Below are 14,538 nucleotides of genomic sequence, written 5' to 3' on the forward strand. Positions count from 1 at the left end.
GCGCCGGCGGCCCCGGGGGGGCGCCGGCGCGGTCGTGCTACGCCTTGAGGACCTTGCCGGCCTTGAGGCAGCTGGTGCAGACGTAGGCGCGGACCGGGGTCGCGCCCTTCAGGATCCGCACCTTCTGGATGTTCGGGTTGAAGCGCCGCGGGGTCGCGCGCATCGAGTGGCTGCGGTTGTTGCCGAACGTGGGCGCCTTGCCGCAGACGCTGCAGACCTTCGCCATCCGCCGTCTCGCTTCCGTGTGGGTCGTGGTGGACGCAGGGGGCGTCCGAGCGGCCCCGGATTATGCTCGCCCGATGGCGGTCAGCGCAACCACGCCGGATCCGGCGCCGGCGGGACCCCCCCTCGGGCACGGACGCGGGACCCCCTGGCCGGGGGCCCTGCCGCCCCGCCGGCCCCGTCCCGACTGGTGGCTGACGCCCCTCACGGAGCTGCCCGGCGTCGGCGCCACCACCGCCGAGAGGGCCGCCGTGCTGGGGATCTCGAACATCGGGACCCTGCTCGAGCACCTGCCGGCGCGGTACGAGGCCTTCGACCAGGACGTCCGTCCCGTGTCGAGCCTCTCCGCCGGCGAGGAGGCCACCGTGCGGGTCGTGCTCGACGCGATCGCGGTGCGCCCCACCCGGCGGCGGGGCCTGAAGATCGTGTCGGCGCGGGTCCACGACGGCAGCGGGCGCATGGCGGTGACGTGGTTCAACCAGGCCCACCTCGCACGGGTGCTGCACCCCGGCGACGAGCTGCTGCTGCGCGGCCGGGTCGGCGGGGAGGGGCGGCGCGAGCTGTCCGTCAGGAGCCACGAGGTCGTCGGCGCCGCCGGGTCCGTCGGCCTGCACACCCAGGGGCTGGTCCCCGTCTACCCGGCGACGGAGCGCATGCCGGTGCGCCGCATCCGCGAGCTGGTCGACCTGGCGCGCCCCCTGGCGCGCGCCGCCCCGGAGCGCCTGCCCGCGTGGGTCCGGTGGCGCCTCGGCCTGCCGGGCGCCGCCGACGCCCTCGTCGCCGTCCACTTCCCCCGCTCGCGCCCCGAGAGCCGCCTCGGCCGCCGCCGGATGGTCGTGGAGGAGCTCATGGTGCTGCAGCTCGGCCTGGAGGCCGTCCGCCGCCACCAGACCGCGACCCGGGCGGCCCCCGCCCTCGTCGCGACGGGGGCGCACTCGGAGCCGTTGATCGCCGGGCTCCCGTTCACCCTCACCCCGCCCCAGCGCCACGCCGCCCGGGAGATCGGCCGCGATCTCTCCCGCACGCGGCCGATGCGGCGCCTGCTGCAGGGGGAGGTCGGGTCCGGGAAGACGCTCGTCGCGCTGCTCGCCGTCTGCCAGGCCGCCGAGGCGGGCGCCCAGTCGGCGGTGCTCGTGCCCACCGAGACGCTCGCCGAGCAGCACCTGCGCACCCTCGACGGCCTCCTCGGCCCCGTCGGGCTCCACCCCGTGCTGCTGACGGGGAGGGTGACCGGCGCCGAGCGCGAGCGCCGGCTGATGGCCCTGCGCACCGGGACGGCCACCGTCGCCGTCGGCACCCAGGCCCTCCTGTCGGAGGGCGTCGACTTCCACCGCCTCGGCCTCGTCGTCGTCGACGAGCAGCACCGCTTCGGCGTCGAGCAGCGCCAGGCGCTGTCGGAGCGCGCCGGCGGGGGAGGGGCCGCCCACCTGCTCTACATGACGGCCACCCCGATCCCGCGGACGCTGGCGCTGACCGCCTACGGCGACCTCACGGTCTCCACGATCCGCACCCGCCCCCCGGGCCGCGCCCCCGTCGAGACCCGCTGGGTGCGCGGCGAGGAGCGGGAGGACGCCTACGAGCAGGTGCGCGCCGCCCTGCGCGCCGGCCGCCAGGCCTACGTCATCTGCCCCCTCGTCGAGGAGGGCGCCGCCGCGGAGGCCCGCGCCGCCACCACCGAGGCGCGCCGCCTGGCCGAGGGCCCGTTCGCCGCGTTCCGGGTCGGCCTCGTCCACGGCGCCCAGCCCTCCGAGGAGAAGCGGCGGGCGATGCTCGACTTCGCCGAGGGTCGCACCGAGCTCCTCGTCGCCACCACCGTCGTGGAGGTCGGCATCGACGTCGCGAACGCCACCGTCATCCTCATCGAGGACGCCGACCGCTTCGGGCTCGCCCAGCTCCACCAGCTCCGCGGCCGGGTCGGCCGCGGCGAGGACCCCGGCCTGTGCCTGCTGTTCGGCGAGCCCGTGACCGAGGACGGCGCGCGGCGCCTGGAGGCGCTCACCCAGACGACCGACGGCTTCCGCCTCGCCGAGCTCGACCTGGAGATCCGGGGGGAGGGCAGCGTCCTCGGGCTCCGCCAGGCCGGGCCGACCGACCTGCGCTTCGCCCGGCTCGCGCGCGACCGGCGGGAGCTCGCCGAGGCGCGGTGGGCCGCTCGCCGCGCCCTCCGCATCGACCCGCGCCTCGAGGGTCCCGAGCACCGCCTGCTGCGCGACGCCGTGCTCGACCGCTTCGACAGCTTCCCGCGGCTCCTCGACGCGTGAGGATCGTCGCCGGCACCCACCGCGGCCGCCGCATCGCCGCGCCCCGCGGCACCACCACCCGGCCGACGGCCGACCGCGTGCGCGAGGCCGTGTTCTCGATCATCGGGCCCGTCGACGGGCTCGACGTGCTCGACCTCTTCGCCGGCTCCGGGGCGCTCGGGCTGGAGGCCCTGTCGCGCGGCGCCGCCTCCGCGACGCTCGTCGACCGCGACCCGCGCGCCGTCGCCTGCATCCGGGCCAACGTCGCCACCCTCGGGGAGGAGGCGCGCGTCCGTGTGCTGCGGCGCGACTGGCGGGCCGCCCTCGGGTCGGAGCGGACGGCGGGGAGGACCTTCGGGTTGTGCCTCTGCGACCCGCCGTATAGCCTCACCGACCGGGTTGTGGCGGGGATCGGCGCGGCACTTTCGCCCCTGATGACCTCCCCCGGGATCGTGGTGATCGAGCACTCCGCCGCGCTCCCGCCACCCGAGCCCTCAGGACTGGACATCGCCACGCGAACCGATCGGACCTACGGCGACACCGCCGTGAGCGTGCTGGGGCTGGCCCCGCGGTGACACGCGACAACCGCTTCCGCATCGCCATCTGCCCCGGCACGTACGACCCCGTGACGAACGGGCACGTCGACGTGATCGCGCGGGCGGCGACGCTCTTCGACGAGGTCGTGGTCTGCGTGACCGCCGGCTCCGTCAAGAAGCAGCCGCTCTTCACGGCCGAGGAGCGCATCGACTTCGTCCGCCGCAGCGTCGCCCACCTGGCGAACGTCCGCGTGGAGGGTTTCAACTCGCTCGTGACGGAGCACGCTCGGAGCCTCGGGGCGTCCGTCATGGTAAAAGGACTGCGGGCGATCTCCGATTTCGACTACGAGTTCCAGATGGCGCAGCTGAACAGGCATCTGGCCGCGGAGATCGAAACGGTCTATCTGCCGGCGTCACCCGAATACAGCTTCGTGAGTTCGAGCGGTGTGCGGGAGGTGGCGGCCTGGGGGGGCTCGGTCGATGACTGGGTCCCCGCGTTCGTCGCGGAGGCTCTGCGGGCCCGGCGCCCACGCGGTGTCGGCTCGGTCCCTTGAGGAGGGTTCGTTGGACGTACTCGAACTGATCGACAAGCTCGACGATCTGATCCACAACGCGCGGGCCGTGCCCCTGACCGACCAGGTCCGGATCGACCGCGAGGCGATCTACGACCTCCTCGACCAGATGCGGTCGACGATCCCCGAAGAGGTCAAGCAGGCCCGGTGGATCGTCAAGGAGCGCCAGGAGATGCTCGCCGAGGCGAAGCGCGAGGCCGAGCGCCTCGTGCTCGACGCCCGTGACAAGGCGGCGCAGGAGGCCTCCGAGCAGGAGGTCGTGAAGCGCGCCGAGCGGGAGGCCGCCGAGATCCTCGAGGAGGCCCGCCAGCGCGAGCGCGAGGTCCGCCTCGGCGCCGAGGACTACGCCGACGAGGTCCTCGGCACGCTCGAGGTCAACCTCGGCAAGTTCCTCCAGGCCGTCCAGCGCGGACGCGAGCGCCTGCAGGGCCGGTCGACCGACGAGCCGCTCGACGGCGACGACCTGGCGCCCGAGCCCCACCTCTGATCACCATGGAGCGCGAGGTCGCCACCCTGGACCTCCGCGCACTCGATCTCGCGCCGGGGGCCGCCACGCGGCTCCGGCTGCGCGTCCCCGCGATCGAGCTCCGCAGCGGCGGGTCCGACTACGTGACGGACCCGGCGTCGCCCGAGGTGGACGTCGAGGTCGGCCGGTCGCTGTCGGGCCTGCACCTGCGGCTCCGCGCCGACGTCGTGATCACCGGACCGTGCTGGCGGTGCCTCGGCGACGCACGCGTGCCGCTCGCCATCGACGTCACCGAGTTCCAGGCGGAGGGGCGCGAGGGGGAGGAGTTCGACGAGGACCTCGACTCCGCCTACGTGGAGCCCGGCCGGGTCGACCTCGGAACCTGGGCGCGCGACTCGGTCGCCGAGGCCCTGCCGACCACGATCCTCTGCCGCGACGACTGCGCCGGCATCTGCCCCGTCTGCGGCGGCGACCGCAACCTCGTGCCGTGCGACCACGCCGAGGAGACGACCGACACCCGCTGGGACGCGCTGCGCGAGATCGCGGAGCGCCTCGAGCGCGGCGAGTGACCGGGCGGGCCGCGCCGGCCCTTCCTCTCGGCGCGCCCGCCCGCTAACCTCCCGCGAGTCCTCCGACCGGTGGTGAGTTCGTGGCCGTCCCGAAGCGCAAGACCTCCAAGCAGCGCCGCGACACGCGGCGGGCGACGCATGCCATCGAGGCGACCCGCCTCGGCAGCTGCCCGCGCTGCTCCAGCCCCATCCGCCCGCACCACGTGTGCGGCGTCTGCGGCTACTACCGCGGCCGCCCGGTCGTCGAGATCGAGGGGTAGAGGCACGGACCGGCGGGCGTTCGCGCCCCCCGTGGCCCCGGCCCGGATCCTCGCGCCCCGGCGCACCCGCACCACCGAGACCGCCTGATGGCCCCCGTGGTGGCGCTCGACGGGATGGGCGGCGACAACGCGCCCGCCGCGCCGGTCACCGGTGCGATCACGGCGGCCCGCGACGGCGTGCAGGTGCTGCTCGTCGGTGACGCCCCGGTGCTGGAGCGCGAGCTCGAGCGCCAGGACGCCGCCGGGCACTCCGGCATCGAGATCGTCCACGCGCCGGACACGGTGAGCTCCTCCGAGGAGGGGGCCCGCGCGGTCCGCGCGAAGCCCGACGCCTCCGTGTCGCTCGCCTGCCGCCTCGTCGGCCAGGGGCGCGCCGGGGCCGCGGTCTCCGCGGGCAACACCGGCGCGATGCTCGCGGCCGCGACGCTCTACATCCGGCGCGTGCCGGGCGTCATCCGCCCGGCGATCGCCGTGGTCCTGCCGGGCGCCGGCGGGCGCCCCGTGCTGCTGCTCGACGCCGGCGGCAGCGCCGAGGCCCGCGCCGAGCACCTGAAGCAGTTCGCCCTGATGGGGCGCATCTTCAGCCGCGACGTCCTCGGCGTCGCCGACCCGCGGGTCGGGCTCCTCTCGATCGGGGAGGAGGACGTCAAGGGGAGCGATCTGGTCCTCTCGGCCCACGCCCTGCTGCGCGAGACCCCGGGTTTCGTCGGCAACGTCGAGGGCCGCGACATCCCGACGGGCGTCGTCGACGTCGTCGTGACCGACGGCTTCACCGGCAACGTCGTCCTCAAGACGATGGAGGGCGTCGCCTCGTTCCTCATGGGCGAGGTGCGCGACGCGGTCCGCTCGACGCTGCTCGGGCGGGTCGGCGGCCTGCTGGTGCGCCCGCCGCTGCGGCGGATGCGCGACCGCATCGACCCGGAGGAGTACGGCGGGGCCGTCCTGCTCGGCGTGAGGGGCCTGGCCGTGATCGGCCACGGCAACTCCAGCGGACGGGGCATCGGCAACGCGGTGAGGGTCGCCGCGCGGGGCGCACGGGGGAGTCTGGCGGAGCAGTTCGGCGCCGCTCTCGCCCTCGAGGGCGCCGAACGGTCGCCGGCCGCGTAGGATCATCGCGTCGCCGGCGTCCGTCGGCGGTTCGTCCGAGACCGTGTGTAGGTTGCCCAGCCAGAGCCCAGCGGCCACCTGGCGTGGAGAGACAAAAGGGGGACGTGTTGGACCGAGACAAGGCTGTGGAAGAGGTCCGCGCCATCCTCGTGGAGCAGCTCGGGGTCGATCCGGCGGAGGTCACCGTCGAGTCGTCCTTCCAGGAGGACCTCAACGCTGATTCGCTGGACCTGGTCGAGCTCATCATGGAGATGGAGGACCGGTTCAAGGTCAAGATCCCGGACGAGGAAGCGGAGAAGATCACGACGGTCGGCCAGGCGGTCGACTACGTGCTGGCGCAGACGGGCTGAGCGCCCCCGCCGACGCCACCGCGGGGCTCGCCCGGCTCGTCCGGGACCTGGGGCCACGCCGGCGTCGTCAGGTCTTCACCCACAGCTCGTGGGCGCCTCGCCGTGAGGCGTCCTACGAGCGGCTCGAGTTCCTCGGAGACAGCGTCCTGGGCCTCGTCGTGAGCGAGGAGCTCATGCGTCGCCATCCGTCCGTGGACGAGGGCGATCTGTCGTGGATGCGGCAGGCGGTGGTGGCGCGCGATCCCTGCGCCGCCGCCGCCGACGCCGCCGGGCTCCCGGAGGCGCTGGTCGCCGCCGCGCCGCCCGCCCGCGCCGAGACCGCCCGGGAGCTCGCGTCCCAGGCGACCGTCCGTGCGGCGCTCGCCGAGGCCGTCATCGGCGCCGCCTGGCTCGACCTCGGCGCCGACGCGACCCGCGCCGCCGTCCTCGACGCGTTCGCCTCGGCGATCGACGTCGCGGCCCCCGGCACCCGCGATCCCAAGACCACCCTGCAGGAGGAGGCGGCGCGCATGCGCATCGAGGTCGCCTACGAGCTGACCGACACGCAGGGCCCGCCGCAGCGGCGCGTCTTCACGAGCCGCGTGCGGGTCGGCGGCACGGTGATGGGGGAGGGCACCGGCCCCTCCAAGCAGTCGTCCGAGCAGGCCGCCGCGGCCCAGGCCCTCGCCGCCCGTCCCTGGAGCGCCGCCCCGTGCTGACCCGGCTGTCCCTTCGCGGCTTCAAGTCGTTCGCCGACGCCACCCACCTCGAGTTCGGGCCGGGCGTCAACGTCATCGTCGGCCCGAACGGGTCCGGCAAGAGCAACCTCGCCGAGGCCGTCGTGTGGGCGCTCGGCGAGCAGCGCGCCGGCCGCCTGCGGGCGGGCGGCATGGCCGACGTCCTCTACTCGGGGGGCGCGCGGCGCCCCGCGGCGCCGTACGCCGAGGTCGGCCTCGTGCTCGACGGCGACGACGCGGACGGCCCGGCCGAGGTGGCCGCCAGCCGCCGCCTGACCCGCGCCGGCGACGCCCACTACCGCCTGAACGCCGCGAGCTGCCGCCTGCTCGACGTGCAGGAGTCGCTCGCGCGGCGGGGCATCGGGCCCGACGCCCTCGCCGTCATCCGCCAGGGGCAGGTCGAGGCGCTCTGCACCAGCACCCCCGTGGAGCGCCGCGCGATGGTCGACGCCGCCGCCGGCGTCGCCGTGGCGAAGCGCCGCCGCCGCCGGGCCGAGCAGAAGCTGAACCGGGTCGCGGACCGACTGGAGCGGGCCCGCGACATCGCGGGCGAGGTGCGCGCCCGCGCGCGGGCGCTCGACCGCCAGGCCCGCGCGGCCGAGCGGGCCGGGGCCCTCGACGCCGAGATCGCCGCCGCCCGCGCCGCGGTCGGCGCGGCCCGCGCCCGCGCCGCGGCCGCCGCCCACGCGCACGCCCGCGCCGAGGCCGAGCGCCTGCGCGCCGTCGCCGCCGCCGACGCCGCCGCCCTGGACGCCGCGCGCGCCGCGCGCACCGAGGCCGCCCGCGCCCGCGCCGAGGGGGCCTCCGAGGCCTCCACCGCGCAGGAGCTCGCCGCCACCGTCCGGACCGCCGCCGAGCGCACCGCCGGCCGCGCCGAGCTCGCCGCCGAGCGGGTGGCCGCCGCCGAGCGGGAGGCCGGCGAGCACGAGGCCCGCCGGGCCGCGGCCGCCGACCGGCTGGGGGCCCTGGAGGAGGCCGCGCGGGTCGCGGAGGCCGCCGTCGCGCGCCGCCGCCGCCGCGGCCGACGAGGCCGACGCCGCCGCGCAGGCGGCCGAGACCGCCGACCTCGCCGCGCGCGCCGAGCACCGGGCGCGGGAGTCGGCCGCCGCCGCCGACGCCGCCGCCCTGCTGGGCGCCGGCCGCGAACGCGACGAGGCCGACCGCCGGGTGCGGGCGGCCGCCGCCGCGCTCGAGGGCGCCCGCGCACGGCTGGCCGCGCTCGCTCAGGACGCCGTGGACGCCGCGGTGGTGGCCCGGGCGGAGCGCCGCGAGGAGGTCTCGGCCGGGCGCACCGCGCGCTGGGCCGAGCGGCTGCAGGCCGCCGAGCGCGACGCCGCCGATGCCGACGCCGCGCGCGCCGTCGCCGAGGGCCGGTTGCGCGAGGCGCGCACCGCGGCGCGGGCGCTCGCGCCGACCGAGGCCGCGCGGGGTGGCGGGCGCGCCCTCGGCGACGGCCTGGAGGTCGAGGAGGGCGCCGAGCACGCCGTCGCCGCGGCGCTCGGCGCCGTGGCCGAGGCCGTCCCCACCGACTCGGTCGCCGCCGCGCGCGCCGCGCTCGACGACGGGGCCGACCTGGCCCTCGTGCCCGCGCCCGCCCGCGGGCGGGGGACGCCGCCGCCGGGCGCCCGCCCGGTGCTCGACCTGGTGCTGCGCTGCTCCGACGCCGCCCGCCCCCACCTGGAGCGCCTCCTGGCCGACGCGTGGCTGGTCGACGAGCTCGACGCCGTGCCGCCCGGCACGTCGGGCGTCGCGGTCACCCGGGAGGGGCTCGCTCTCCGCGCGGCCGACGGCCTGGTCTTCCGCGCCGCGGGATCCTGGGCCCGGCGGGCCCTGCACGCCCGGGCCGAGGACGCCGAGCGGGCCGCCGCGGCCGCCGCCGAGGCCGCCGCCGGCGAGGCGCGCCGCGCCGCCGCCGCCCTCGGGGCCGTCCGGTCCCGCCGCCGCGCCGCCGAGCGCTGCGCGGGGCGGGCCGCCGCGGCCGTGGCGACCCTCCGCGCGCAGGCCGGCAACCGCGCCGCCCGCGCCGCCGACGCCGGCGCCGCCGTCGAGCGGGCCGAGGCCGACGAGGCCGTCGCCCGGGCCGCGCTCGCCGCCGCCGCCCCGCGCGCCGAGGAGTGCCGCGCCGCCGCGACCGCGTCGAGCGCCCGGGCCGTCGAGGCGCGCCGCGCCGCCGAGGCCGCCACCGCCGCGCTCCGCACGGCGTCGTCGGCCGCCGCCGACGCCCGCGCCGGGCTCGCCGCCGCCCGCGCCCACGGGGCCGAGGCGGCCGCACGCCTCGAATCGACCCGCGCCGTGGCCCGGGAGGCCGCCGGCGACCGCGACCTCGGCCCGGCCCGCCACGCGGCGCGGGCCCTCGCCGCCGCCGCCGAGGCGCTCGCCCCCGCGGCGGAGCGCGCCGCCGCCCTCCAGGCGGCGGCCGTCGCCCGGGCGCGGGAGCTCGACGCCGCCGTCGCGGTGGCCGACCGGGCGGTCGAGGAGGCCGAGCGCGCCGCCACGGCGACCGGCGCGCCGCCCACGCCGCCGAGGTGGAGGCCGCCGTGGCGGGGGAGCGCGCCGCCGAGGCCGGTCCGCCGCCCGCGGGTGACGAGGAACCCCTCGACCCCGAGGCGGCCGCCCTGCGGCTCGCCGACCTCGAGCGCCGCCGCGAGGGCATCGGCGCGGTCAACCCGCTCGCCGCCGCCGAGCGCGAGGAGCTGAGCGAGCGCGAGACGGAGATGGTCGCCCAGATCGACGACCTGGAGAGCACCGCCGCGTCGTTGCGGTCGCACCTCTCGGAGCTCGACGAGGCGGTCGCCGAGGGCTTCGACTCCCTGTTCGGCGCCTTCCGGGACCGCTTCGCCGAGGTCTGCGGCCTGCTCTTCCCGGGCGGCGAGGGGCGGTTGCGTGCCGTCGAGGCCGAGGACGGGGAGGCCGGCATCGAGGTGGAGGTCGTCCCGGCGGGCAAGCGGCCCCGGTCGCTCGCGCTGATGTCCGGTGGCGAGCGGTCGCTCGTCGCGCTCGGGTTCTGCCTCGCCCTCGCGATGGCCCGCCCCGCGCCGTTCTACCTCCTCGACGAGGTGGAGGCCGCCCTCGACGACGTCAACCTGCGCCGCTTCCTCGGCGTCGTGCGGACGCTGTCGGAGCGCACCCAGTTCGTCCTCATCACCCACCAGCAGCCGACGGTGGAGATCGCGGATACGATCTTCGGCGTGACGATGGGAGCCGAGGGCGTCTCGCAGATCGTGGCCCGGCGCCTGACGCGCGACGTCGAGGGGCCCGCCCGCCCGTACGTCCGCCGCGCGCTCCACGCGATCCCGGGCGGGATGAGCGCGTGAGCGAGGCCGGGGACGCCGATCGCGGCGCCTGGGCGGAGCTCTTCGGCCTCGACCCACCGGTCGAGGAGGACGAGCAGCCGCGCCGCCGCGGCCTCTTCGCCCGCCTGAAGGCGAACATCGCGGCCGGCCCGCGCCAGACGATCTCCCCCCAGCTCGCCGGCATCTACGCCGGCAAGCTGGTCACGGACGACACCTGGGACGAGCTGGAGGAGGCCCTCATCTCGGCCGACTGCGGCATGGACGCCACCCTCGACCTGGTGGAGGAGCTGCGCGGCGAGGCGGCCCAGGGGCGCATCACCAGCGGCCCGGACGTGTCGGGCGCCCTCTGGAAGGCGATGGCCGCCCGGATGTCGCCCGAGCCGCCGCGCATCCCGCTCGACGCGACCCCGACGGTGATCCTGGTGGTGGGGGTCAACGGCAGCGGCAAGACGACCACCGTCGGCAAGCTCGCGTACCGCATGAGCCAGCTCGGCAAGACGGTGGTGATCGGCGCCGCCGACACGTTCCGCGCCGCGGCGATCGACCAGCTCGCGGTCTGGGCGGAGCGCTCCGGCGCGCAGCTCGTCCGCCAGGGCCAGGGGGCCGACCCGGGGGCCGTCGCCTACGACACCGTCGCGTCGGCGACCGCCCGCGGCGCCGACGTGGCGCTCATCGACACCGCCGGGCGCCTCCAGACCCAGCACAACCTGATGGAGGAGCTGCGGAAGGTCGCGGCCGTGGTGCGGAAGGTCAACCCGGACGCGCCGCACGAGGTGCTGCTGGTGCTCGACGCGACCACCGGTCAGAACGGGCTGAGCCAGGCGCGGCTGTTCGACCAGGCCGCCGACCTCACCGGCGTGGTGCTGACGAAGGTCGACGGGGCCGCCCGCGGGGGCATCGCCCTCGCGATCCGGCGCGAGCTCGGGATCCCCGTGAAGATGGTCGGCTCCGGCGAGAAGCTCGAGGACCTGCAGCCGTTCGACGCGCAGGCCTTCGCCCGCGCGGTCTTCGCCCCCGACGACTGAGCGGGCGCCCCCCGGGCGCGCCCGCGCTCCCACAGGGGCGGGCGCTGCTCTAGAGTGAGCGGTTGCCGATGTTCGAAGCCCTTACACAGAAGCTCGAGGGGATCTTCTCCGGCCTGCGTGGCCGCGGGAAGCTGACCGAGTCCGACATCGACCAGGCGATGCGCGCGATCCGCCTGTCGCTGCTCGAGGCCGACGTCAGCCTGCCCGTGGTGAAGCAGCTGACGACGGCGATCGCGGCGCGGGCCAAGGGCTCCGAGGTGATGGACTCCCTCACGCCCGACCAGCAGGTCGTGAAGATCGTCAGCGACGAGCTGACCGCGCTGATGGGCGACGCCAACGTCGCGTTGCCGCTCGCCTCGAAGCCGCCGACCATCGTGCTGATGGCGGGCCTGCAGGGCTCCGGCAAGACGACGTGCTCGGCGAAGCTCGCCCGCCACTTCCACGCCCAGGGCCGCGCGCCGATGCTGGTGGCCTGCGACGTCTACCGCCCCGCCGCCGCGGAGCAGCTGTCGGTGCTGGGCGGCCAGATCGGCGTCCCCGTGCACCGCGAGGACGGCGTCACCGACCCCGTCGCCATCGCGCGCAACGGAATCGAGGCCGCCCGCCGGACCGGCCGCGACCTCGTGATCGTGGACACCGCCGGCCGCCTCTCGATCGACGCCGACATGATGGACGAGCTCGTCCGCATCAAGGCCGCGATCGACCCGACGAGCGTCGTGCTCGTGGTCGACGCCATGACCGGTCAGAGCGCCGTCGAGGTCGCCAAGGCGTTCGGCGACGCGGTCGACTTCGACGGCGTCGCCCTGACGAAGCTCGACGGCGACGCCCGCGGCGGCGCCGCCCTGTCGGTGCGCGCCGTGTCCGGCAAGCCGATCCTGTTCATCGGCACCGGCGAGAAGATCGACGCGCTCGAGCCCTTCTACCCCGACCGCATGGCCTCGCGCATCCTCGGGATGGGCGACGTCATGACGCTGATCGAGAAGGCGCAGGCGACCGTCGACGTCGGCGACGCCAAGCGCCTGGAGCAGAAGATCCGCGGAGGGTCGCTGACCCTCGAGGACTTCCTCGACCAGATGCAGCAGGTCCGGAAGATGGGGCCCATGTCGCAGGTGCTGGGCATGATCCCCGGGTTCCGCAACGCCACGAAGGGCAAGGACCTGCAGGTCGACGACGGACAGCTCGACCGGGTGGAGGCCATCGTGCGCAGCATGACGCTGCAGGAGCGCCGCCGACCCGAGATCATCAACGGCAGCCGCCGCCGGCGCATCGCGTCCGGCAGCGGCACCAGCGTGCAGGAGGTCAACCAACTCCTGTCGCAGTTCAAGCAGATGCAGAAGCTGATGAAGCAGATGGGCCGTGGCGGCCTGCCTGCCCTCCTCGGCCGATAACCAGAGACGACAGGAGCACCGTGGTCAAGATCCGCCTCGCCCGTGTGGGCGGCAAGAAGAACGCCATCTACCGCGTGGTGGTGGCCGACGCCCGTTCGCCGCGCGACGGTCGCAACATCGACACGATCGGCCGCTACAACCCCCAGACCCACCCCTCCATCGTCGAGATCGACGTGGCGAAGGCCGACAAGTGGCTCGCCGACGGCGCCCAGCCGACCTCGGCCGTGCGCAAGCTGATCAAGATCGCCCGGGCCCAGGCGGCCTGACCGTGGCCGGCAACGGCCCGCTCGGGGCCATGATCGCCGCGCTCGCGAAGGGTCTCGTCGACCACCCGGAGCAGGTCGAGGTCGTCGAGGACGGCGGCCCGGACGCCCGGGTGCTGTCGCTGCACGTCGCCGACGAGGACCTCGGTCAGGTGATCGGCCGGGGCGGCAGGGTCGCCCGGGCGCTGCGCACGATCCTGCGCGCGGCCGCCACGGCGCGCGGCGAGCGCGCCACCCTCGAGATCGTCGACTGACGGCGGCGCCCGCGCGATGAGGCCGGCGACCGTCGTCATCGGCACCATCGGGCGTCCGCACGGCACCGGCGGCGCGGTCCACGCGCGTCCGTCCGGGCCGACCCTCGCGACGCTCGGCCCGGGGGACGAGGTGGAGGTGCGCCCCCGCGAGGGGGAGCCCCGCACCCTCGTCGTCACCGGCCGCAGCGGCATGGACCGCAGCCCGATCCTCGCGTTCGCCGGCATCGGCGACCGGGCGGCGGCGGGGGAGCTCACCGGGGCGGTGCTGGCCGTCGTGGAGGACCGGGTGCGGGGGCTCGACGACCCCGACACGTTCTTCGTGCGCGACCTCGTCGGCTGCGAGGTGCTGCTCGGCGACCGCCCCCTCGGCCCGGTGACGGAGGTGTTCTCCGGTCCCGCGAACGACGCGCTGCAGGTCGCGGCGGAGGGCGGGCCCGTGCTGCTGCCGTTCACGGCCGACGCGGTGATCGACCTCGACGTCCCGGGGCGGCGGATCGTGGTCCGCCCCGACCTGCTGGGTGACGACGGGCCGTGAGGATCGACGTCTTCACGTTGTTCCCGGAGTGGTTCGACTGGATGCGGCGCCCGCGCCACCTCACCAACGCCGCCGTGCACTCCGGTCTCGAGGTGCGGTGCTTCTCCCCCCGCGACACGACGCCGCTGCGGCAGGGGCAGGTCGATGACGCCCCCTACGGCGGGGGGCCGGGCATGGTGCTGCGGGTCGACGTGATGGCCGCGTCGCTCGAGGCCGTCTACGGCGAGCCCGCCGCGGAGGTCCGCGACCACCGCCGCGTCGTGGTGCTGACGCCCCGGGGGCGGCCGTTCACCGACGCCGTCGCCCGCGAGCTGGCGCACGAGCCAGAGCTCGCGCTGCTCTGCGGCCGGTACGAGGGCTTCGACGAGCGGGTCCACACCGTCCTCGCCAACGACGAGATCTGCCTGGGGCCCTTCGTGCTCGCCGGCGGGGAGGTCGCCGCGATGGCCGTGATCGACGCCGTCGCCCGCCAGCTCCACGGGGCGCTCGGCAACCGGGAGAGCCTCGACGCCGAGTCGTTTTCAGAGGGCCTCGGCGGCGGCGTCGAGCACCCGCACTACACCCGTCCCGCCGAGTTCCTCGGCGTGGGGGTGCCCCCCGTGCTCCTCTCGGGCGACCACGGCGCCGTCGCCCGCTGGCGCGCCGAGCGGGTGCTGCCGCCCCGTACCGGCTGACCCCGGCCGGCGCCGCGCGCACGCGCGCGCCGCGCGACGGACGGGGAGTTCCGGGCCGCGCGGCGAAT

At 76.5% G+C, this 14,538-nt stretch carries 17 protein-coding genes and 2 pseudogenes; 18 read left to right on the forward strand and 1 reads right to left on the reverse strand.

Annotated elements, in window-relative coordinates:
* Positions 1-37: 37 nt before the first annotated feature.
* The gene (gene rpmB / locus IU369_RS07510) at positions 38-226 is read right to left on the reverse strand and encodes a 50S ribosomal protein L28 (protein ID WP_217923956.1); all 189 of its coding nucleotides are present in this window, start codon (positions 224-226) and stop codon (positions 38-40) included.
* 73 nt (positions 227-299) lie between these two features.
* On the opposite strand from rpmB, the gene recG reads away from it, so the two are divergent.
* The 18 genes and pseudogenes from recG (at position 300) to trmD (ending at position 14,470) form a co-directional block, all read left to right on the forward strand.
* Positions 300-2,483, forward strand: a complete 2,184-nt coding sequence (gene recG, locus IU369_RS07515) for an ATP-dependent DNA helicase RecG (RefSeq protein ID WP_217923957.1) — start codon at positions 300-302, stop codon at positions 2,481-2,483.
* Positions 2,480-3,037, forward strand: a complete 558-nt coding sequence (rsmD, locus tag IU369_RS07520; RefSeq protein WP_217923958.1) for a 16S rRNA (guanine(966)-N(2))-methyltransferase RsmD — start codon at positions 2,480-2,482, stop codon at positions 3,035-3,037. The genes recG and rsmD overlap by 4 nt, the downstream gene beginning before the upstream one ends.
* The gene (gene coaD / locus IU369_RS07525) at positions 3,034-3,552 is read left to right on the forward strand and encodes a pantetheine-phosphate adenylyltransferase (RefSeq protein ID WP_217923959.1); all 519 of its coding nucleotides are present in this window, start codon (positions 3,034-3,036) and stop codon (positions 3,550-3,552) included. The genes rsmD and coaD overlap by 4 nt, the downstream gene beginning before the upstream one ends.
* Before the next feature lie 10 nt (positions 3,553-3,562).
* Positions 3,563-4,057, forward strand: coding sequence for a hypothetical protein (locus tag IU369_RS07530; protein WP_217923960.1), 495 nt, complete (start codon positions 3,563-3,565; stop codon positions 4,055-4,057).
* Between the two features lie 5 nt (positions 4,058-4,062).
* Entirely contained in the window at positions 4,063-4,605 is a 543-nt protein-coding gene (locus IU369_RS07535; RefSeq protein WP_217923961.1) for a YceD family protein, read from the forward strand.
* 80 nt (positions 4,606-4,685) lie between these two features.
* Positions 4,686-4,865, forward strand: coding sequence for a 50S ribosomal protein L32 (gene rpmF / locus IU369_RS07540; RefSeq protein WP_217923962.1), 180 nt, complete (start codon positions 4,686-4,688; stop codon positions 4,863-4,865).
* A gap of 87 nt (positions 4,866-4,952) precedes the next feature.
* The gene (gene plsX, locus IU369_RS07545; protein WP_217923963.1) at positions 4,953-5,972 is read left to right on the forward strand and encodes a phosphate acyltransferase PlsX; all 1,020 of its coding nucleotides are present in this window, start codon (positions 4,953-4,955) and stop codon (positions 5,970-5,972) included.
* 107 nt (positions 5,973-6,079) lie between these two features.
* The gene (acpP, locus tag IU369_RS07550) at positions 6,080-6,322 is read left to right on the forward strand and encodes an acyl carrier protein (RefSeq protein ID WP_343233206.1); all 243 of its coding nucleotides are present in this window, start codon (positions 6,080-6,082) and stop codon (positions 6,320-6,322) included.
* A 47-nt stretch (positions 6,323-6,369) separates the two neighbouring features.
* A complete protein-coding gene (locus IU369_RS07555) occupies positions 6,370-7,020 on the forward strand; it encodes a ribonuclease III family protein (RefSeq protein WP_246551464.1) in 651 nt (216 codons plus the stop codon).
* A pseudogene (locus IU369_RS23810) lies at positions 7,014-7,106 on the forward strand (AAA family ATPase); the annotation flags it as partial. The gene IU369_RS07555 and the pseudogene IU369_RS23810, both read left to right, overlap by 7 nt.
* 1,180 nt (positions 7,107-8,286) lie before the next feature.
* A pseudogene (locus IU369_RS23815) lies at positions 8,287-8,748 on the forward strand (hypothetical protein); the annotation flags it as partial.
* An 827-nt stretch (positions 8,749-9,575) separates the two neighbouring features.
* Positions 9,576-10,352, forward strand: coding sequence for an AAA family ATPase (locus IU369_RS23820; protein WP_425516814.1), 777 nt, complete (start codon positions 9,576-9,578; stop codon positions 10,350-10,352).
* Entirely contained in the window at positions 10,349-11,356 is a 1,008-nt protein-coding gene (gene ftsY, locus IU369_RS07565) for a signal recognition particle-docking protein FtsY (RefSeq protein ID WP_217923965.1), read from the forward strand. The genes IU369_RS23820 and ftsY overlap by 4 nt, the downstream gene beginning before the upstream one ends.
* Positions 11,357-11,424: 68 nt before the next feature.
* Positions 11,425-12,744: a signal recognition particle protein gene (gene ffh, locus IU369_RS07570; RefSeq protein WP_217924344.1), complete on the forward strand. Its 1,320-nt coding sequence runs from the start codon at positions 11,425-11,427 to the stop codon at positions 12,742-12,744.
* A gap of 20 nt (positions 12,745-12,764) precedes the next feature.
* On the forward strand, positions 12,765-13,010 hold the full coding sequence (gene rpsP, locus IU369_RS07575; protein ID WP_217923966.1) for a 30S ribosomal protein S16: 246 nt from the start codon (positions 12,765-12,767) through the stop codon (positions 13,008-13,010).
* Between the two features lie 2 nt (positions 13,011-13,012).
* Positions 13,013-13,261 carry a KH domain-containing protein gene (locus IU369_RS07580; RefSeq protein ID WP_246551381.1) on the forward strand — a complete coding sequence of 83 codons (249 nt, stop codon included), beginning with the start codon at positions 13,013-13,015 and terminating at the stop codon, positions 13,259-13,261.
* Positions 13,262-13,277: 16 nt separating this feature from the next.
* Entirely contained in the window at positions 13,278-13,796 is a 519-nt protein-coding gene (rimM, locus tag IU369_RS07585; protein WP_217923967.1) for a ribosome maturation factor RimM, read from the forward strand.
* The gene (trmD, locus tag IU369_RS07590; protein ID WP_217923968.1) at positions 13,793-14,470 is read left to right on the forward strand and encodes a tRNA (guanosine(37)-N1)-methyltransferase TrmD; all 678 of its coding nucleotides are present in this window, start codon (positions 13,793-13,795) and stop codon (positions 14,468-14,470) included. The genes rimM and trmD overlap by 4 nt, the downstream gene beginning before the upstream one ends.
* The last annotated feature ends 68 nt before the right edge of the window (positions 14,471-14,538 follow it).

It is taken from the genome of Miltoncostaea oceani, assembly GCF_018141545.1.
GTDB lineage: Bacteria > Actinomycetota > Thermoleophilia > Miltoncostaeales > Miltoncostaeaceae > Miltoncostaea > Miltoncostaea oceani.